The sequence below is a fragment of the Subtercola lobariae genome, assembly GCF_014640255.1.
Lineage (GTDB): Bacteria > Actinomycetota > Actinomycetes > Actinomycetales > Microbacteriaceae > Subtercola > Subtercola lobariae.
On record NZ_BMGP01000005.1, the window covers coordinates 345,342 to 364,760 of the forward strand.

The window sequence follows — 19,419 nt, forward strand, 5'->3', positions numbered from 1 at the left end:
CCCGCCCAGCCGCCTCCCGCCCGCAAATGTCGCGTTCCGTGCGGAGGGATGCGCGTTACTGAGCCGCTATCGCACGGTCGAGCCACTGCGTGAGCAGCTGACGCTCGGCGTCGGTCAGTGCCGGAAGCTCGGCGACTCGGGCGCGCACGGTGATCGACGCCGCGAGTACACCTTCGTCAGCGCGCGTCGGTGAGTCGGTGAGAATCTGGTCGAGCACCGCTTGGTACATCGACTCGGCGAGCGCCGGGTCTCGGCGATCGGTGGGCGTCGAGAGCAGCGTCGAAATGGTGCCGACTCCGGCTGACTGAATCATGCCCACCGCGCGCGGCTCGCTCACGCGAAGGCGACCGATGAGCGCGATTCGGTGCACGCGTGCCTCGAGAACGCGCCGACCCGACTCGGCCGCCGGAGAGTTTCGCACCCGGTCGGGTTCACTGAGCAGACGGAAGATCGACGGGTTTTCGACGCCGAACCTGATTTGCGCATGCCAGCCCTCGCGCAGGTCGTCGAGCGGGTCGACGTCATCGGCCGTGGCAGCTTCGACGACCGCCGACTTGGCCGACACGTAGGTCGCCATCACGTGTTCAGCCACGGCTTCAAGCAGCCCGTCTTTGTCGCCGAAAAGGCGGTAGATGGTCGGCGCCTGAACAGTGGCAGCCTCGGCGACCCCGCGCGTCGTGACGGCGGCGGGCCCTTCGTCGCGAAGAAGTTGTGCGGCGGCCTCCACGATGCGCGATCGGGTATCGGCACGATGAGAAGCGGTGGTTTCAGCCATGTGATCAACGATAACGCATTGTTGCTATCACTGTGTTATCGCTGTTACGCTGATGATGATTTCAGAGATAACGAAAGGTCGTCAGCATGATCGTCATCACCGGAGCAACCGGAGCCCTCAACGGAGCCACGGTCGATCATCTACTCGATCGCCTCCCCGCGAGCGAGCTGGTCGTGGTCGCGCGCGACGTCAGCACAGCACAGCGCTTCGCCGACCTCGGCGTAGCCGTGCGGCACGGCGACTTCGCCGACCCGAGCACGCTCCCAGCAGCCTTCGACGGCGCAGATCAGCTGCTGCTCGTTTCGTCGAGCGATCCCGCCGGCGATGCGACGAGCCTTCACCGGGCCGCTGTCGACGCGGCGATCTCTGCGGGGGTCGGGCGCATCCTGTACACCAGTCATCAAGGCACCTCGCCCGACACACCCTTCGGCCCGGGGCGCGACCATGCTGCAACAGAGCGGATGCTCGCCGACTCGGGTATCTCGTGGACGTCGCTGCGCAACGGGTTCTACTCCCACAGCCTCGGCTGGATGATCGGCCCGTGGCGCGAGACGGGCACCTTCGCGATTCCGGCCGATGGGCCCGTGTCGTGGACATCTCGTGCCGACGAGGCCGAGGCGGCGGCGATCATCATCGCAGCGATCAACGCCGACCCCGCGCTCAGCAGCTACGACGGGCCCGTGACCCTCACGGCGAGCGCGGCCCCGACCTTCGCGGAGGTCGCCGAAATCGCATCGGAAGCGACCGGGCGAACGGTGACCCGCGTGGTCATGGAGCCTGACGAGTGGGTCGCGGCCCAGATCGCCGCTGGCCGGCCTGAGTTCGTAGCGAGATTTTCGCTCGGCATGTACCAAGCTGCTGATCAGGGCTATTTCGAGGGAACCGACCCGCTGCTCGCCACATTGCTCGGTCGCGAGCCGCTGACAGTGCGAGCTGAGCTGAGCGCGCCGCCGATCGCACACTGAGAAAGCGTCGCACACTGAGAGAGGGCACAAAAAAGGCAGGAAGAACATCCCTGCCGTAATCAGATTATCTCTCACCCCGGGGCTTGCCGCAAGAACCCCCCTCTGCCGCAGACTGTCTGTTCGGGCTTGTTCACGCCCGAGAGAAGTGGGGTCGTTGTGCAGCAGTATGGGGTCGTTATTGTCGGGGCCGGTTCGGTGGGCATGATGCTCGCCGCCGAGCTGACTCTCGCCGGGGTGGAGGTGGCGCTGCTCGAGCGCCGGCCGAGCCAAGAACTCGCCGGGTCGCGTGCTGGAGGTTTGCAGTCGCGAACCATCGAGGTGTTCGACCAGCGCGGCATCGCCGAGCGATTTCTCGAAGCGGGCACGACTGCACAGGTGCAGCGGTTCGGCGAAGTGACGCTCGACATCAGCGACTTTCCCACGCGGCACCCCTACGGGCTCGGGCTGTGGCAGAACCGCATCGAGGCGATCCTCGCCGAGTGGCTGAGCGAACTGGGCGTGACGATTCACTACGGCTGCGAGGTGACTGGAGTCGAGCCCGACGAAGCGGGGGTGACCGTGCGGCTCGGCGACGGGCATCCGGTGCTCGAAGGCGCAGGCTCGACCGCAACCGACGGTGCCATAGAGTCGACCGCAGGCGACGGGCATCCGGTGCTCGAAGGCGCAGGCTCGACCGCAACCAACGGTGCCATAGAGTCGACCGCAGGCGACGGCCACCTTGGCGGCGCACACGCTCTGCGCGCGCAGTACGTCGTGGGGTGCGACGGCGGCCGCAGCCTGGTGCGCAAGGCAGCGGGCATCGATTTCGCCGGCTGGGATGCCACCGTCAGCAACCTGGTCGCCGAGGTCGAATACGGCGCGCCGCCCGAGTTCGGCATGAAACACGATGCCCTCGGCAGTCACGGCATCGGGCCCATCTCCCCGGGCTCCGAGACGGTTCGGGTGGTCGTCACCGAGAGCGAGCTACGGCAGGGCGCCGCCGAGCCCACCCTCGACGACCTCAGAGCCGCCATGCGCGCGGTGTGGGGCACCGATTTCGGGGTGCACTCCCCCACCTGGATCTCGCGGTTCACCGACGCCGCCCGCCAGGCCACCTCGTACCGGTCGGGGCGGTTGCTGATCGCCGGCGATGCCGCGCACGTGCATTATCCGGCTGGCGGCCAGGGGCTCAACATCGGCGTGCAAGACGCCGTAAACCTCGGCTGGAAGCTCGCGCGCGTGGTGACAGGCCGCTCGCCCGAATCGCTGCTCGACACCTACGAGAGCGAGCGGCACCCTGTCGCAGCACGGGTGCTGCGCGACACGCTGGCGCAAGTGGGGTTGCGCCGGTCAGACGAGCGATCGGTCGCCGTGGCCGAGGCCGTCGTCGAGCTGCTGTCGCTCGATGCGGCACGCAAACGGTGGGGTGCCAGGCTCTCGGGCCTCGGGGTGCGGTATGACGTCGCGAACGGTGCAGCCGGGCATCCACTTCTCGGGCGACGGATGCCCGACCTGCCGCTACTCGTCGACGAACGCCCTCTGCAGATGTACACGCTCTTGCACGCGGCACAGCCCCTGCTGATCACCTTCGGGCAGCCGCTCTCAGGCGAACTGCTGCGCCCGTGGAGGCAGTACATTCGTGCCGTTGTCGCGACGTACGACGGCGCGTGGGAGCTGCCCGAACTGGGCGAAGTCGCGGCGCCGGCCGCCGTGCTCGTGCGCCCGGATGGCTACGTGGCCTGGGTGGGTGACGGCACGGAGGCCGGGCTGGTAGAGGCGCTGACGACGTGGTTCGGCACTGACGAAAAAGAGACGCACAAGTTTTAGTTTGAGACTTGACAGTTAGATCTCTAACCTTTAGAGTTCTAACTATGGACGAACCGGAGATGAGATTCAGCAGCAGCCTCGAGCTGGTGCGCTGGATCGGCTGGGCCCAGCGAAAGGTGGGCGAAGACTGGATCAAGACGCGCGAACTCAGCCACGAGCAAGCGTTCGCGTTGGGCTTTCTGGTGCAGAACCCTGGTTCTATTCAGCGCGATATTGCCCAACTGACCCGCACGAGTGCGGCGAGCGTGTCGAGCCTGCTCCACGGGCTCGAACGCCGCGGCCTCATTGAGCGCCGCACCGAGGGCGGCAACGAACGCAGCAAACGCGTTTACGCAACACCCGAAGGCGCCGAACTGATCGCCGGCTTCGGTGATGCGATAGCCGCTGCCGATGACACCATTCTCGCCCCGCTCGATGAAACCGAGCGGGCCACCCTGCACGAATTACTGACGAAGATCACGGCTCACCTGCCGCAACCCACCCGGTAATACAACCCGCCCGGTAAAGCGGCGGGCAGCAGCACCACCCTTCGCGCCTGTTTCGGCGCGGCGGGGGCCGTGCATCCAGTTCTTCCCACATTCTCTCGCCGCGCCGGCGTTCGCTGGCGCGCGCTCGAACCTGCCCGTAAAGGAGCAATCATGAGCACCTCGAACCCTGAACTTCAGAAAGCGGGGGCTGCCGACGCTGTTGGCACCAACCGCTGGTACCTCTCTGCCGCACCGATTGTGCGCGCGCTCGTGCACCTGTGTGTGCCGATGGCCGCCGCCATGATCGTCGGCGCCGTTTACAACGTCATCAACGCGGGCTTCATCGGCTCGCAGAACGACCCCACGCTTCTCGCCGCCATCACGTTCGGCACACCGCTGCTCGGCCTGGTCATGGCCATCGGCGGGGTGTTCGGCGTGGGTGGTGGCGCCCTTATCTCGCGTCTACTCGGAGCTGCCGAGCATGAACCCGAGAAGGCCGGCGAGATCAAGCACGTTTCGTCGTTCGCCCTCTGGGGCGCGGTGATCTCCGGCGCCGTGTTCGGCATCGCAGGCCTGCTGCTGCTGAACCCGCTCGTGTCATTGCTGGGGGCAGACTCGTCTGCCGTGGCGGCCACGAGCTCGTATGTGGGCGTCATGCTCGCCTTCGTGCCGGTGTTGGCCGCTGCATTCTGCCTCGAGCAGATCGTGCGTGCCGAGGGCGCCGCCCGCCAGGTGATGATCGGCCTCATCGCTTCGACCGTGGCCAATGTCGTCTTCGACGTGCTGTTCATTCTCGTTCTGCACTGGGGCGTGGCTGGCGCCGCGCTCGCCATGGGACTCTCGAACCTCGGAGTCGCGGCCTATTTCATCATCTGGTTACAGCGCAACAGCGCGAACGTGAGCCTCTCCCCGCGCTGGTTCACGCTCTCTCCCGCCGTACTGAAGCCTGTCTTCGGGGTTGGCGTCGGCGAACTGTTGCAGGCGTCGTTTCTGATCGTGACGTCGCTCGTGCTGAACAACCTCGCTGCCGCCTATGGCGACAGTGCGCTGGCAGCCATGGGTGTTGCGGTTCGAATCGCACAGGTGCCCGAGTTCTTGGTCATGGGCGTCACCCTCGGTGTGCTGCCGCTGCTCGCGTACTCGTTCGGCAAGGGCGACAAAGCACGGCTCAACTCGGCTGTGCGGGTTTCTGCGCTCACGGTCGGCGGCATCGTGCTGATCTCGGCCGGCGTCGTGTTCGCCTTTCGCGACCAGGTGTTCTCGACCTTCGTCTCCGACCCGTCAGTGCTCACCATCGGCGTCACTATTCTGACGGCGCAACTCGTCGCCATGATCGTGAACGGATTCACAGGCCTCATCACTTCGCTTTTCCAAGCCACCGGGCGAGCGACAGCCGCCATCGTGATGTCGATGGCTCAAGGTGTGGTGTTCATTCCGATCGTGATTCTGGGCAACCTGTGGTTCGGGCTGCCCGGCATCATCTGGTCGCTGACCGTCTCCGAAGGCATCGTGTTCGTCGTCGGCGTGACCATGTGGCTCGCTTCGCGCAAGGCCATCGATCGCGGCCTCGCCGAAGGGAACGCGGATCGTGCCGAGGCGGTGCTGGAGCAGGCCGCAGCCTGATCGAGCCCTCCCCCGAAGCGCCGCCAGGTTCAGTTACCGGGCGGCGTTTTCGACGTGCTCGCGCGAAACTTCCCAGAGGCGCTCGGCGTCGGCCGGGTCGAGTGCCCACTCTTTGACGCCGTGCGGATGCTCGGCAAGCGACGCGTCATTGGGCACGGTGTACGCCTCGCGGCCGTCGTCGAGGTAGTGGCCGCCGGTCTGTGCGAACTCAGCAGCGACTGCCGCCACGACGGTGGTGGCCGCCCCCTGCTCGACCGACTTGTACGTGAAAACCCCCGCCGCCTCTGCGGCATCGAGCGATTCCTTCTGCTTCGCGGTGAAGTTTCTCTGCAGCCCCGTTGCCACGCCTCCAGGATTCACCGCGTTCGCGAAAATGCCATCCGAAGCCCAACGCCTGGTCGCCTCAACCGCGAACAGCGAATTGGCCGTCTTCGATTGCGCATACGCGATCTGAGGATCGTAGCCCCGCCGCTCGAAGTGCAGGTCATCGAAATCGACGCGGGAGCGCATATGCGCCGTCGAGCTGAGCGACACGATACGAGCCTCGCCACGGTCATCCGCTGCCCGAGAAAGCGCGTCATGCAAGCCGCGTGCGAGGGCGAAATGGCCGAGGTGGTTGGTGGCGAACTGCAGCTCCCACCCCTCTGGCGTGCGCTCGAAACCGCCGGTGACGAGACCCGCGTTGTTGACGAGAAGGTGCAGTGCGCCCTGCCAGTTCTCCACGAAACGACTCACGCTGGCCAGGTCGGCGAGGTCGAGCGGCGAGACGTGAAGCTGCGCACCGTGTGTTGAATCGGCGATGCGCCGCGCCACCTCATCGCCCGCCGCCTTGTTGCGAACGGCGAGCGTGACCTCGGCGCCGGCGGAGGCCAGGGCTCTGGCGGTTTCGACTCCGAGCCCCGAGGTGGCGCCGGTCACGATAGCGCGAAGCCCGGTGAGATCGACGCCGTCGAGCACCTCGTCGGTTGTACTCGAGGCGGTGAATCGGGTCGTAATGGGGTGCGTTTGGGTCATAACGTCACTATACACATTAGACAAGATTTGTATAGTAGATACTCTAGGCTTTATGCTGGCGGCATGAGTGTTTCTGATCCGAGCGCGGCGGTGCATGCCGCCGGCTCGGCCGTAGAGTCGGCCGTCGGCGCGGCGGCAGACGCGGCCGCCGACACCGGCCGTCGCGCGGCCGTGCTCGAGTCTGCCATCGTCACCTTCGCCCGGTTCGGCTACCGCAAGACCGCCATGGAGGAGGTCGCCCGCTCGGCGCACATCTCGCGCCCGGGCCTGTACTTTCTCTTCGACTCGAAAGAAGCCCTCTTCCGCGCCGCGGTGACCCAAACCCTCGAACGCGACCTCGAGGCCGTCGAGCACACACTCGCCGAACGCGAAAGGCCTCTTCGAGAGCGGATGCTCGAGGCCTTCGACCTCTGGGCAGGCCGCTACATCGGGCCTCTGACCGGCGACATCACGGTGGTCATCGACGAGAACCCCGCCCTGCTGGGCGAGATCGTCGAAACTACCCCGCGGCGTTTCGAAGCACTCATCACGGCGGAACTTGCGGCGCATCTCGACGGCGAGCACTCGACTCGCGTCACCCACATCGCGCAAACCCTGATCAGCGCCTCAATCGGCATCAAACACCAAGTCACCCTACGTGAGCACTACCGCGAACGCATGGCCACCGCCATCGGCTTACTTCTCGGCTGAAGCCGCACGACGACGAGCGAGCCGCCCACGACGACGGCGCGCTCTCAGGCAAGGGGCGCGTGGTTGATCCACACAACTCCGTACGGCTTGCGGTCTTGTTCACGGTGCTGAAAACCGAGCAACGGCGCTGAGACGGCGAGCTGCTCGAGGGTTTTAAGGCTTTCGCAGGTCATCCGCACCATCGCCGACGATACGAATACGCGAGCATATTCATCGGTGGGGGCGGCGATGTGGCGGGTGGAGACGAAGTCGGTTGCGAGTCCGGAGTCGAGGCAGATGCTGCGAATCTCGGCGATGAATGCGTCTTGCTCTTCGGCCTGGCGATCGGTGAACGAGAACACAATGGTGTGCTGAATCATGGTGGTGCCTTTCGTTGGGAACAGCATCAAGCCTGCGTCCACTGCTACCCGCGCGTCCAATACCCTTTGCTGAGAATTGATGCCCATCAGACATCAATGAGGATTACGAGTGATACCCTCGAGGTATGGATCTTGATCTGCGTAAGCTGCGCTACTTCGTGCGCGTGGCCGAAGAGGGCCACTTCGGCCGCGCCGCCGAGCGCCTGCACATCGCCCAGCCCGTGCTCAGTCGCCAGATTCGCGCACTCGAGGTCGAGCTCGGCTGCGACCTCTTCGAACGCACCACTCGTTCGGTGAGCCTCACGCCGTCTGGCCTGCACCTGCAGCGAACGGCACCTTCGCTGTTGGCCGCCTCGAATTCGACGGTTCGCGGGGTGCACGAAGCCGCCCGCGGCGCGAAACACCTTGCGGTGGGCTTTGCGCCGGGGCTGAGCGTGGCGCCCGTTGTGCACGCATTCGAATCCGAGCATCCCGACTGCGCCATCGAATTGGTTCGACTGAACTGGTTCGAGCAAGGCGAAGCGTTGCTCGACGGCACGGTCGACGTGGGATTTCTGCGACGTCCGTTCGAAGATCGCGGCCTGCGCACCATAGCCGTGGGAGCCGAGACCTCGGTCGTCTTTCTGCCCGCTACCCACCGATTGGCGAGCCAGAAGACAGTACTGCAGGCTGAACTCGACGGCGAGAAGATTCTCGACGGCGAGCGCCGCCACACCAGCTCCATCGAAGAGAAACTCGAGCTCGTTGCGGCCGGCCACGGCCTCGCCGTGCTGCCCGAGAGCGTGGGCGCGTACTACCATTCAGACGCGCTCGCCCGTGTTCCGCTCGCCGACGCTCCCCCTCACGAGCTCTGCCTCGCGGTGCTCAGCAGCCGCCGTCAACCGCACCTGCGTGCGTTTCTCCATACCGCTGCCGAGCTCCTCGCCACCTGACGCCCAGCAGAATGGTGCCGATTTGACGCAAAGGCACCTCAAAAATCTCCAGAGAGGGCCTTTGCGTCAAATCGATACGCGACCAGGGGTCAGCCTTGGGCCTCGGCTGACCAGTCGCTGTACTTCTCCCACGTCTCGATGCGCCCGGCGTAGTCGGCCTTGGCGATGTTGATGGGGGCGGTGCCGAAGAAGATGCGCAGCGGCGGTTCGTCGAGGTCGACGAGTTTCAGCACCACTGCCGCAGTTGCGGCGGGGTCGCCTGGTGTGCCGACGCGGCTCTTGCGGGCTTCGGCCACACCCTTGTGAATCTCGGCGTAGGCCGGCAGCTCGTCAGAGTGCTTCGATGACGAGCCGCTCCAGTCGGTGTCGAACCCGCCGGGCTCGATGAGGGTGACATGGATGCCGAAGCTCGCGACCTCTTGAGCGAGTGCTTGCGAGAACCCTTCGAGCGCCCACTTCGACGCGTGATAGATGCCGACGAGCGGAAACGCTGAGATGCCGCCGATCGACGAGACCTGAAGGATGTGCCCGCCGCCCTGCTCGCGCAAAAACGGCAGAGCAGCCTGCGTCACCCACAGAGCACCGAACAGGTTCGTTTCGATCTGCGCGCGCGCATCTTCTTCACTGATCTCTTCGATGAAACCGAAGTGGCCGTAACCCGCGTTGTTGATGACAATGTCGAGACGGCCGAACTTCTCGTGCGCGGTCGCGACCGCGGCGAAGGCAGCATCGTGATCGGTGACGTCAAGCTCGATCGGCAGAATGGCGTCGCCGTACTTCTCGACGAGGTCAGACAGCGAGTCGACGTTCCGCGCCGTCGCCGCAACCTTGTCGCCGCGCTCGAGCGCAGCCTCAGCCCATTCCCTGCCGAACCCGCGTGACGTACCTGTGATGAACCACACCTTCATGAACGTGCCTTTCGAAAGCGAAGAATACGGCGCCACGTTTGGCGCCGTTCTTCCAGGCTACGCTTGCCTACCGGCGGCTGAGAACGCCCTTGACGAAGGCAGCCTGCCCCGCATGCTGAATGTCGTCGTTGACAATGCTGATCAAGCGTGCGGCGAGGGTGACGGGCGGGTTCCAGCGCGTGTCGACGATTCGGTCGAGGTCGCTTTCGCTCAGGGTGGCGATACCGGCCAGGGTGCTTTCGTTGACCGCATCGAAGTAGTCGCCGAGTAATTGCGTCGTCACCGCGGGCGCCTCGCCGACGTGGCCCACCTGGTCGGCCGCCTGGCCGTGACCGGTCTCAGAGGTGTCGAACGGCAGAGCGAACCGCTCGGCCCACCCTGCGCTCTGCCAGAGTTGCTCGGTGTTCAGCGCGGCGGCGACCTGAGCATCCTGACCCCGCGACAAGTGCCAGATCAACCAGGCGATCGAGTTCGCTTCGGGGTCGAGCCGGGCCGAGAGCTGCTCGGGTTCGAGGCCATCGAGCACGCGGTGAACCATGCCGTTCACGCGGTCGAAGGTGTCGGTGAGTACGTCTACTGCTGAGGTCATGCCTCCAGCCTAAGCTCCGTCGTGCGCTGCCTTGAGCGTGGCGATGTCGAGCTTCGACATGGTCATCATGGCCTGCATCGTGCGGCCCGCCTTCTCGGGGTCTAGGTCGGTGAGCATCTCGGTCAGAACCGGCGGAACGATCTGCCACGACAGCCCGAACTTGTCTTTCAGCCAGCCGCACTGACTCGGCGCGCCGCCGCCTGAGATGAGCGAGTTCCACAGGTAGTCGATCTTCTCCTGCGTCTCGGCGTGCACATAGAACGAAATCGCCTCGCTGAACGTGAACTGGGGGCCGGCGTTGATGGCCTGAAATTCGACTCCGTCGAGCACGAAGCTCGCCACCATGGCTGTGCCGGCCGGGTACGGCGAGCCTTCGGGGTAGCGGGAGACCGACTGGATGCGCGAGTTGTCGAAGATCGACACGTAGAACTCAGCGGCCTCTTCAGCTTGTGTGTCGAACCAGAGAAATGGGCTGATCGCTTGCATCGACGACTCCTTCGTGTGCGTGCCTGCGCTCAAGCGTAATGAGCGTTGGTCAGCGACGCCAGGGGTGCTGGTGATGCTGTGCCGGGGCGCGCCGCCACCGCGGGGTGAGGCCCGACGGCGGCTCCGCGGCGACCCGGCACGGCAGCGACTGACGGGGCTCAGCGACGGTCGTCGGGCAGCGTGCCGGGTCGCGTAGCAACCGAGCTATACCCGCCCGAGCGCACCTGGAGAATGGTCGCGCCGATGGCAACGAGAGCGAGCACGGCGAGAATGATGAGAAAGAACATCCGGAGCCTCCTGAGTGAGATCGTGACCCGAACTGCGTCGGTGAACACGACTCTCGTCTCTAAGCCGGGGGGCCGAATGAGGTGGATGCCCTATCTTCAGCACCCGGCGAACGCTGCCCTCGCCGCGGTGCTAAGGCGACGAACTCGCAGCGAAACTCCGCGCTAGATAGGCGGCTTCTGTTCGTGATGTCGCGCCCGTTTTTCGCAGGATGTTCGACACATGCACGCTTGCGGTCTTCACGCTGATGAACAGCTGCTCGGCGATCTGCTTGTTGGTCAACCCGCGCTCGAGCAGGTCGAGCACCTGGCGTTCGCGGTCGGTGAGCAGGGCTGCTGCAGAACCGCCGTCGGCCGGCGCGGGCGCGGCGGCGCCGCTGCCGGTGCCGTTGCTACCGCTGCCAGTCCGGCCTAGACTGCCGCTGCCGCCAGCCGCCGCCGAGGTCGCCGAAGCGGCGGAAGCCGCAATGGCACCGACCCGCCGTTCGAGCTCGACCACACGGTCGACCACCCACACGAAACCGATCGAGCTCGCCGCCACTCGGGCCTTCTGAGCCCACAGCCGGGCGGATGCCCGGTCTCCTCCGTTCGCGAACGCCTCGGCCGCACGAACCATCGCCCACTGCGCCAGTCGTGCGCCGGTCGTGGGTGTTTCGCAGGCGGTCACCGCGAGCATCCACAGCTCGGCGTCGGTGCCCGTGCCGCGAGGCCCACCGAGTTCGGCCTCGAAAACGGCCGCAAACGGGGCGGCCGTCGGCCACGCGGCCGAGTCGGCCAGCACAGCCCGAAGTGCGGTCTCGAGTTCACCGCCGGGTGCCGTGGGGTCGGCGACTAAACCGGGCCCCGTGGGGTCGGCCGCGAAGCCGGGCCCCGACGGATCAGCTGCGCCGGGGTGCCCCGTCGGGGCACCCGCGCCGCCGGGACCCCGCGTCGACTCTTCGAGCGACGGCAACTGCAACCCGGTGACGCGCGCCGCGGCGAGCGTGCGTGCCGCGGCCTGAAGCAGCGGAAGATCGTAGGCGGGGTAACTTCGATGCTCGGCCGCGAGCAGGGCAGAGACCTCGGCCCAGGCCTGCCGCACGTCGCCGCGCGCCAACGCGATCTCTCCCGCGACAAGGGCGAACCCGAGCCGCGATTGCACGTCGATGCGCAACTGCAACCGCAGGCCTGAGCGCCAGCCGCGCAGCAAGCGTTCGGCCTCGGCCACGTCTCCGCCGGCCAGCACCGACTGCAGCTTCAAACGCTGAAGGTGCGCGCTGAAGCCGATGGGCGGGTCGAGGTCGAGCGCTCGTTCGAGCATTTCGTTCGCCCGGGCCGTCTCACCCAGCGAGAACAACGGGCTGATGACGTTCGAGAGCAGCATGATTCCCGAGGTGCGTTCCACTCCGCGCTGGCGTGCCCGCTCGGCCCCCTCTTCGGCCGTCGCGACCGCGTCGCCGAATCGCCCGAGCAGGTTCAGTGCGTCAGACTGATTAACCCAGTACCGCAGCCTGGCGGAGTCGTTGCCCTCGGCCAGCCGACCGGCCAGCGCAAGGTCGGCCAGACCGTCGTCGATGTCGCCGAACCCGAACTTCGAGATGCCCCGAATGTTCGCGGCAACCGACATGCGCGGCTTAGAATCGACCGCTGACGCTTCGGCGAAAGCGCGGTCAGCCGTCTCGATGGCTTCGGCGAACCGGGCATCGAGCATGAGTCGTGCAGCCAGCTCGCCCAGAATGTTAGCCCGCAGCACGCTTCGCGGCCTGAGGTGAATCACGTCGAGCGCCTGGCGCAACAAAGCGATCGACCCCACGTGACCGACATTTGCCAGGTATGACGCTTTGTCGCGCAGCATGCGCGCGTACTGCTCGGCATGACCGCTCGGGCCGCTCTCGCTCGCCTGCACCTCGTTCAGTGCCTCGTCGATGAGCGCGATCGCCCGCTCGCTCTCACCGGCGTTGCGCAGAATGTACGACGTCTCGGCGAGCAACTGCACCCGCGTCTGGCCGGCGACACGTTCGGGGTCGGCGACCTCGTTCCAGAGTTCGAGCGCGCGTTCGCCCATGCGAGCCGCCGTCAGAAACGCGTATGAATTGCGCGCCTGCCCCATGGCGGCGATCGACGAGGCGAACGCCCGAGCTGAGTTGTGCGCGATCATCCAGTGGTACGAAATGGCCGTGGCATCACTCGACGACGCCGTCTGACCCGACTCGAGCGCCTCGGCGTACGTGGTGTGAAAACGTACCCGCTCGCCGGGCAGTAGTTGGTCGTGCACGGCCTCGCGCACGAGCGCGTGCCGAAACGCGTACGCCGTATCGTCGACCACCAGCACCCCGGCTGCCATAGCTTCACGTACCGCGAGGTCGATCTCGTCGGCGGTGTGCGGGCACACCTCGGCCAGAAGCTCGTGATCGACCCGCACTCCCCCGGCCGAAATGAGCCGCACGAGCCCCTGCGCGTGATCGCTCAGCAGCTCATACCTGGCGAGCAGAATGCCGCGTAAGGTCTCAGGAAAGCTGTCAGCCCCCACGAACGTCTCGCAGCCGACCAGCTCTTCGACGAAGAACGGCACTCCCTCGGTTCGCTCGAAGATGATGTCGGTATCTCGCACATCGAGCGCCGAACCGTGGATGCACGTCGCCAGCGCCCGAACTTCACGCCGACTCAGGCGCGGCAGCTCCCTGCGCTCGACCCGGCGGTTTCGGTCGAGCTCGGGCAACCACGCCCGCAGCGCACTGCCGCGCCCCACCTCGTCGCTTCGAAAGGTGAACACGAAGAGCACCCGCGCTCCGTCGAGCATTCGCACGAGAAAGCGCAGCAGGGCGAGCGTGGCATGGTCTGCCCAGTGCACGTCTTCGATGATGACGACGAGTGGATGCTCGCCCGCAACGCCCTCGAACACCCCCGCCACGGCATCGAACAACCGCTCGGCGCCCTCGCGGCGTGAGCGATCGACGTCTGCGCCTTGTTCAGCGCTCAGCTCGGGCAGCAGTACCGCGAGTGCATCCCGAGCCGGGCCGGCGGCCTCGAGCGCCGTTTCGGCGCCGACGGCGGCCACCAGACCGCGAAGAACCGACACGACCGGTGCGTACGGCGGAGCATCCCGATCGAGGTCGATGCTCTGCCCGCGCAGAACGAGCGCGCCACTCTCGAGGGCAAGCGGCCGACGCAGAAACTCATCAACCAGTCGCGTCTTGCCGATGCCGGCCTCGCCGCCGAGCAGCACAGTACGCGTCTGGCCGCCCAGAGCTTCGCCGAGCGCGCTCACGAGCAGCTCGAGGTCGCTTTCACGACCGACGAGCAGCTCGCTCGAAACTGATTGCATACCCTCATGCTGCCACCAGCCACTGACATTCGTCACCCGAGCGAGGTTCAGCCGCGGCGAAAGAAGTGACGGCCCCCACCGATAGTGTGCTGCGTGCCACGTTTCTCGTCGATGCGGTCGCGAGCGACGCGACGAATCTCGAGTTCACGGGTGAACTCAGCCTCGCTCATGTGGTGAAGCTGAAGGTACGACTCTGCCGAATATTGCACGATGCCTGCTCTTTTCGTCTGGTTGTTCGATAACCATGACGATTCGCTCTAAGGCACCCGAGAGGCATGGGGAAGATGCCTTATTCTTCGGCTGGCCCGCGGCCTTGTGCTGTCACAGCTCGGTCAACCGCGGTACGACGGCTGCCGTCACCTCGGTCACCCAGCCAGCAGGGTCGGGTGCCCTCGGACTCGTCGTAACGAGGTCGATACCGAGCGCTGAGTACTCCTTCATCGACGCCAAGAATGCCTCCACGTCGTCGAATCGGGAATTGTTCACAATGAGAGTCTTCTCGATGGTCGAGTAGTCACGCCCCACGTCGTCGCAGTGCCGCTTCAGTACGTCGAGCTTGGCGGCGACGCCCTCCAGGCCGAAATCGAAGAGGTTGCAGGCGTCTGCATACTGCGCCACCAGCTTCAGCGTCTTCTTCTCCCCGCTACCGCCGATGAGCAGAGGCGGCCCCGGCTTCTGAATCGGCTGCGGAGAACAGATGGTTTCGGCGAGCTGGTAATACTGACCGTCATACGAACCGTCGTCGGTGCTCCACATCTGCCGGCAGATCTGAATGGTCTCTTCGAGCCGTGCGAATCGTTCGGCGAGGGGCGGGTATGGCACGCCGAGGCCCAGGTGCTCCCGTTCGTACCAGGCAGCACCGAGCCCGAGTACCGCGCGACCCTCAGAGAGCACGTCGAGCGTGGTGACAATCTTCGCCAGCAGGCCGGGGTGGCGGTAGGTGACTCCGGTGACGAGCAAGCCGAGCCGCATGGTGGAGGTCTTTGCGGCGAGGTACCCGAGCGAGGTGTACCCCTCGAGCATCGGGTCGTACGAGGTTGCGAGGCTCTCCATCTGAAACCAATGGTCCATCAGGGTGAAGAGCGAGCATCCACCCGCTTCAGCGGCCTCGGCTGTCGCGGCAAGAGTCGGGCCGAGAGCCTCCGCGCCGCCGGGAAGGGTGAAGTTCGAGAAGTGGATGCCGAGTCTCATGCCTTCACTGTACGTCTGTGTCAGTGCGTTCGTGCTCGAGCCGAGCTATCGCGGCGGGGTCGAGATCGTCGGGTTCATCGGCTTCGCCGGACTCGGAGGCGGCGGCGACGGCGTCGTCGATCGCGACGCTCACCTCGACCTCATAGAACTCGTTGCGCGCACGGGCACGCGCCTCACGCTCGAGCCGAAGGCGCTCTTGCTTCTCTTCGCGTTCGCGCAGCCGGTCTTGATCTACCTCGACGCGGCGCACCATCACGCCGCGCTTGACCGCGGGGCTGGTGGCAGCGGCCGGGCGGGCGGCAGAGCTGCTGCGCGCACTCGACGTGCTGCGAGACGGCGACCCGCCCTCAGCTGAACGCGGGGCCGCACTCGTTCGGGGAGCGCCGGCCGACGCCTTGTACACGGGAGCCATGCCCGTGCCGCTACACCGTTCGTGAAGTTTGTTCTCATGCTGGATGAGCGTCTGAGAGACGAGCCCCACGGCAACGGAGAGCCCGCAAACCGGGCATTTTGTTGCCAAACCACTAGCCATTCGTTCTCAAACCTCTCGCACGCACGTCGACGAGCCCTTCGGGTGTTCGGGTCGCCTCATCGATTGTACGAGGCACAGGTCGACAGCGCCTCCACGTTCGCCCGTCAGAGGCTGTGCGAAACCGGCTCGCTGCGGCATGATCGAGTCATGCTCCCCGCCGCCTCAGACCCCATCGCGCCCATGCTCGCCAAATCGGTCGACACTGTTCCGCTGCCCGATAAGGTTGCCGGCGGCCTCAGCTACGAACCGAAGTGGGATGGATTTCGCGCCATCGTCTACTTCGACGGCACCTCGGGGCCCGGCTCGGTGGAGATCGGCAGCCGCGGCTCGAAAATGCTCACTCGGTACTTTCCCGAATTGGTCGAGGCATTCAGCACGCTGTTGCCCGGCCCCTGCGTGCTCGACGGCGAGATCGTGGTGCAAAAGGGTGCCGCCGGGCACGCCAAGCTCGACTGGGATTCGCTGACCCAGCGCATCCACCCCGCCGCGAGCCGAGTGAAGAAGCTCGCCGAAGAGACCCCCGCGATGTTCGTCGCCTTCGACCTGCTCGGTGCGGGTGACGAGAGCCTGCTCGAGGTGCCGTTCGGCGAGCGCCGCGAGCGGTTGGAGACGCTGATGGCGGGGGTCGGGCATCCACTTCACCTCAGCCAGCGAACCACCGACGTAGAGCTCGCTCGCCAGTGGCTCACCGAATTCGAAGGCGCCGGGCTCGACGGCGTCGTCGCCAAGCCGCTCGCCGCGCCGTACGCCCCGAACAAGCGCATCATGCTGAAGACGAAGCACCACCGCACGGCTGACGCCGTTGTTACGGGCTACCGGATGCACGCCAGCGGCAACGGCGTCGGCTCGCTGTTACTCGGGCTGTACGACGCCGACGGCGAGCTGCAGAGCGTCGGGGGCGCATCGGCGTTCAGCGATGCCCGACGCCTCGAACTGATCGACGAGCTCGACCCCTTCGTGTTGCGCGACGAGAACGGCGACCCGGTGAAGGGCGAAGGCGAGCGCAGCCGATTCTCCGGCAGCAAAGACGTGTCGTTCGTGCGGCTGCGACCCGAGAAGGTTGTCGAGGTGCGCTACGACCAGATGGAGGGGTCGCGGTTCAGGCACACCGTGCAGTTCGACCGGTGGCGGCCCGACCGCGAGGCGCGCTCGTGCACGTTCGAGCAACTCGACCTGCCGACGGCCTACGACCTCAGCCGTGTACTCGTCTGAGCCCCGCCGTTAGTACCAGTTCACCGATTGCGAATGCGACCACGCCGAGCACGGGGTTCCGTACGACGACGCGATGTATGAAAGCCCCCAGGTGATCTGCGTGGTGGCGTTCGTTGCCCAGTCCGAGCCGACCGACGCCATCTTGCTGCCCGGCAGGGCCTGCGGGATGCCCGTTGCCCCACTGTCGTTGTACGCCTGGTATGACCAGCCCGACTCTTTCTGCCACAGCGAAACGAGGCACGAGAACTGGTCTGAACCCCAGCCGTACTTCGACGAAGCGAGGTTCTCGGCGGTGGCTTTCGCCCCGTCGACGGTGTTGCCGGCGGCGAGCGCCTCAGCGGCGGCCTGCGCTGCAGCAGCCGCATCGGCGGCGGCTTTCGCGGCTGCGGCAGCGGCGGCTTCAGCGGCGAGGCGGTCAGCCTGCGCGGCGGCAGCCTGAACGTTCTGCGACTGGAACTCGGTCTGAACGGTGAGGGTCTTCACGGTCTGCGGGTCGAGCTGCGTGTACTGATCGAGCGACGCAACCGAGGTGCTGAGCTGGGTGGTGTCGACCTTTGTCGCGGCAGACTGAACAACGCGCTCGGCGCGGGAGAGGGTGTTCTGCGCATTGGCGACAACAGCTGACGTGGTCACGGTGTCAGAGAGTTGCTGCTGCGTCTGCTGGGTCTCGGCAGCGCGCTGGGCTGAGCTGACGTTGCCCTGCACCACGAAGCCGGTGCCGACGAGAAGGCTCGTGGCGACCACGGCGGTCGCGAAGAGGGTTTTCTGGCCGAAGAAGTGGCGGGCGGGCATCCGGTCGCGCGATGTGCGGCGGGGGTGAATCGTGCGCTCGGGTTGAGTTGTGCTTCGGGTTTCGGGTTGGGCGGGTGACTCGCGGTGCATTGGATCCTCGTGCTAGGCCGACCTGTGCGCGCTAGGTACGCGCACGTGCGATTCACCCGCGGGTGCCGTTCGTTAGCGGCAGTGCGCACTCGTTCGCCGGGAGGCGAAAGCGCGAGGCGCGGGAGACGACAGTCGGTGTCGAAAGCTCGGCGCGAAATCAGCGCCGGCGTGACGCCCGGGGCCTCTCAGGGCGCGGCGAGCGAAGCGTCAACCCTAACCCGTGATTCTGAACGAAACCTCAAATGAGTCTGGCAAGGTCATCCACGTTGCCATTTGACAGTCAGGTCAGGCCTCTTTGCGCGCCCTGCTCGGCTGCACGCGCGGCGGTTCGCCCGGCATTTTGGGGTAGTCAGGCGGAAAAGGCAGCTCGCCGAGCCCGTTCGCGAGGTCTCGCTCCCACCACGCGAGCAATGCGTCGATGGTGCCCGGATGCTCGTTCATCGTCGCCCACGGATCGCCGACCTTCGACAACCGCCCAGGCACCGTATGAATGGTGAACACCGTCGGGTCGGCATTCTCGAGCTCAGCCCACTCGAGCGGAGTCGACACGGGCGCATGGGCGAGCGCCCGAGGGCTGTAGGCTCCCGCCATGGTGCGATCGCGGTTCGCCTGATTGAAGTCGACGAAGATGCGACTGCCCCGCTCTTCCTTCCACCACGCCGTTGTCACTTTCTCGGGCATCCGTCGCTCGAGCTCGCGGGCAGCGGCGATGACAGCGTGCCGCACGTCGAGAAACTCGCGGATGGGTTCGATGGGTGCGAACACGTGCAAGCCGCGGTTGCCTGAGGTCTTGATGAAGGCATCCAACCCGACCTCGGCCAGCACTTTTCGTAGCTCGAGCGCCGCCGGAATGGCGTCGTCGAAGTCGGTGCCTGGCTGCGGGTCGAGGTCGATGCGCAGTTGGTCGGGGTTGTCTGAGTTCTCGGCGCGCGAAGGCCACGGGTGAAACACCACGGTGTTCATCTGCACGGCCCATACGGCCGCCGCCGGTTCGTCGATGACGAGTTGCGGATGCGACCGGGCACTCGGGTAGATGACCGGCACCGCCCGCACATACTCGGGTGCACCGCGCGGCGGATTCTTCGAGAAGAACTGCTCACCGTCGATGCCTTCAGGAAAGCGCTGCAGCGACAGCGGCCGGTCGCCGTTCGCCGCGACGAACGCCTCCCCCACGGCCACAATGTACTTCGCGAGGTCGAGCTTCGTGATGCCGGAGTCGGCCCAGAGCACGCGGCTCGGGCTCGAAAGCCGCACATCGCGCGGGCCGTTCGGCCCCTCCACCGTCAGCACAACCGCTTCGCTTGCCATGCCTAGACCCTACCCCGCACGTCTCTATCTTCGGCAAGCATGAGGTTGCGCAAATGCACCTCTACCGGTTCCGCGAGGTGCATTTGCGCAAC

The 19,419-nt window shown here is 65.8% G+C and carries 20 protein-coding genes; 7 read left to right on the top strand and 13 right to left on the bottom strand.

All coding sequences use genetic code 11. The features are described 5' to 3' along the window. Positions 1–55 precede the first annotated feature (55 nt). The gene (locus IEX24_RS14810) at positions 56–775 is read right to left on the bottom strand and encodes a TetR/AcrR family transcriptional regulator (protein ID WP_188679497.1); all 720 of its coding nucleotides are present in this window, start codon (positions 773–775) and stop codon (positions 56–58) included. Between the two features lie 86 nt (positions 776–861). Here IEX24_RS14810 and IEX24_RS14815 point away from each other — a divergent pair, with 86 nt between their 5' ends. From IEX24_RS14815 to IEX24_RS14830, 4 genes are all read left to right on the top strand, one after another. Further along, positions 862–1,740 carry an NmrA family NAD(P)-binding protein gene (locus IEX24_RS14815; RefSeq protein ID WP_188679499.1) on the top strand — a complete coding sequence of 293 codons (879 nt, stop codon included), beginning with the start codon at positions 862–864 and terminating at the stop codon, positions 1,738–1,740. A 126-nt stretch (positions 1,741–1,866) separates the two neighbouring features. Further along, complete coding sequence (locus IEX24_RS14820) at positions 1,867–3,546, top strand: FAD-dependent monooxygenase (RefSeq protein ID WP_188679501.1); 1,680 nt, start codon at positions 1,867–1,869, stop codon at positions 3,544–3,546. 44 nt (positions 3,547–3,590) lie between these two features. Then, entirely contained in the window at positions 3,591–4,034 is a 444-nt protein-coding gene (locus tag IEX24_RS14825; protein ID WP_188679503.1) for a MarR family winged helix-turn-helix transcriptional regulator, read from the top strand. Between the two features lie 150 nt (positions 4,035–4,184). Continuing rightward, on the top strand, positions 4,185–5,636 hold the full coding sequence (locus IEX24_RS14830; protein WP_188679505.1) for an MATE family efflux transporter: 1,452 nt from the start codon (positions 4,185–4,187) through the stop codon (positions 5,634–5,636). Positions 5,637–5,669: 33 nt separating this feature from the next. On the opposite strand, the gene IEX24_RS14835 is transcribed toward IEX24_RS14830, so the two are convergent. Beyond that, on the bottom strand, positions 5,670–6,650 hold the full coding sequence (locus IEX24_RS14835) for an SDR family NAD(P)-dependent oxidoreductase (RefSeq protein ID WP_188679506.1): 981 nt from the start codon (positions 6,648–6,650) through the stop codon (positions 5,670–5,672). 63 nt (positions 6,651–6,713) lie between these two features. Between IEX24_RS14835 and IEX24_RS14840 the strand changes: the two genes are divergently transcribed. Continuing rightward, positions 6,714–7,340 carry a TetR/AcrR family transcriptional regulator gene (locus IEX24_RS14840; RefSeq protein WP_188679509.1) on the top strand — a complete coding sequence of 209 codons (627 nt, stop codon included), beginning with the start codon at positions 6,714–6,716 and terminating at the stop codon, positions 7,338–7,340. A 44-nt stretch (positions 7,341–7,384) separates the two neighbouring features. Here the strand turns inward: IEX24_RS14840 and IEX24_RS14845 are convergent, their stop codons facing one another. Beyond that, positions 7,385–7,726 (bottom strand): hypothetical protein, encoded by a 342-nt coding sequence (locus IEX24_RS14845; RefSeq protein WP_188679511.1) that lies wholly within the window; start codon positions 7,724–7,726, stop codon positions 7,385–7,387. Between the two features lie 98 nt (positions 7,727–7,824). Between IEX24_RS14845 and IEX24_RS14850 the strand changes: the two genes are divergently transcribed. Beyond that, on the top strand, positions 7,825–8,631 hold the full coding sequence (locus tag IEX24_RS14850) for a LysR family transcriptional regulator (RefSeq protein ID WP_188679513.1): 807 nt from the start codon (positions 7,825–7,827) through the stop codon (positions 8,629–8,631). Positions 8,632–8,720: 89 nt separating this feature from the next. Here the strand turns inward: IEX24_RS14850 and IEX24_RS14855 are convergent, their stop codons facing one another. The 8 genes from IEX24_RS14855 to IEX24_RS14885 all read right to left on the bottom strand — a co-directional run bounded on the left by IEX24_RS14855 (position 8,721) and on the right by IEX24_RS14885 (position 15,805). Then, a complete protein-coding gene (locus IEX24_RS14855) occupies positions 8,721–9,539 on the bottom strand; it encodes an SDR family oxidoreductase (protein ID WP_188679515.1) in 819 nt (272 codons plus the stop codon). A gap of 67 nt (positions 9,540–9,606) precedes the next feature. Next, positions 9,607–10,128, bottom strand: coding sequence for a mycothiol transferase (locus IEX24_RS14860; protein ID WP_188679517.1), 522 nt, complete (start codon positions 10,126–10,128; stop codon positions 9,607–9,609). A 9-nt stretch (positions 10,129–10,137) separates the two neighbouring features. Continuing rightward, positions 10,138–10,614, bottom strand: coding sequence for a VOC family protein (locus IEX24_RS14865; RefSeq protein WP_188679519.1), 477 nt, complete (start codon positions 10,612–10,614; stop codon positions 10,138–10,140). A gap of 158 nt (positions 10,615–10,772) precedes the next feature. Continuing rightward, positions 10,773–10,901 carry a hypothetical protein gene (locus tag IEX24_RS19870; protein WP_268236264.1) on the bottom strand — a complete coding sequence of 43 codons (129 nt, stop codon included), beginning with the start codon at positions 10,899–10,901 and terminating at the stop codon, positions 10,773–10,775. 130 nt (positions 10,902–11,031) lie between these two features. After that, entirely contained in the window at positions 11,032–14,202 is a 3,171-nt protein-coding gene (locus IEX24_RS19950) for a helix-turn-helix transcriptional regulator (protein ID WP_188679521.1), read from the bottom strand. A 47-nt stretch (positions 14,203–14,249) separates the two neighbouring features. Next, positions 14,250–14,411: a hypothetical protein gene (locus IEX24_RS14875; RefSeq protein ID WP_188679523.1), complete on the bottom strand. Its 162-nt coding sequence runs from the start codon at positions 14,409–14,411 to the stop codon at positions 14,250–14,252. A gap of 112 nt (positions 14,412–14,523) precedes the next feature. Next, complete coding sequence (locus IEX24_RS14880) at positions 14,524–15,393, bottom strand: LLM class F420-dependent oxidoreductase (RefSeq protein WP_188679525.1); 870 nt, start codon at positions 15,391–15,393, stop codon at positions 14,524–14,526. A gap of 4 nt (positions 15,394–15,397) precedes the next feature. Further along, positions 15,398–15,805, bottom strand: coding sequence for a hypothetical protein (locus IEX24_RS14885; RefSeq protein WP_188679527.1), 408 nt, complete (start codon positions 15,803–15,805; stop codon positions 15,398–15,400). Between the two features lie 267 nt (positions 15,806–16,072). Between IEX24_RS14885 and IEX24_RS14890 the strand changes: the two genes are divergently transcribed. Beyond that, positions 16,073–17,137: an ATP-dependent DNA ligase gene (locus IEX24_RS14890; protein WP_188679529.1), complete on the top strand. Its 1,065-nt coding sequence runs from the start codon at positions 16,073–16,075 to the stop codon at positions 17,135–17,137. A gap of 9 nt (positions 17,138–17,146) precedes the next feature. Here IEX24_RS14890 and IEX24_RS14895 read toward each other — a convergent pair whose 3' ends face one another. Next, positions 17,147–18,019 carry an aggregation-promoting factor C-terminal-like domain-containing protein gene (locus IEX24_RS14895; protein ID WP_188679531.1) on the bottom strand — a complete coding sequence of 291 codons (873 nt, stop codon included), beginning with the start codon at positions 18,017–18,019 and terminating at the stop codon, positions 17,147–17,149. 285 nt (positions 18,020–18,304) lie between these two features. Continuing rightward, positions 18,305–19,327 carry a non-homologous end-joining DNA ligase gene (gene ligD / locus IEX24_RS14900; protein WP_188679533.1) on the bottom strand — a complete coding sequence of 341 codons (1,023 nt, stop codon included), beginning with the start codon at positions 19,325–19,327 and terminating at the stop codon, positions 18,305–18,307. Positions 19,328–19,419 lie beyond the last annotated feature (92 nt).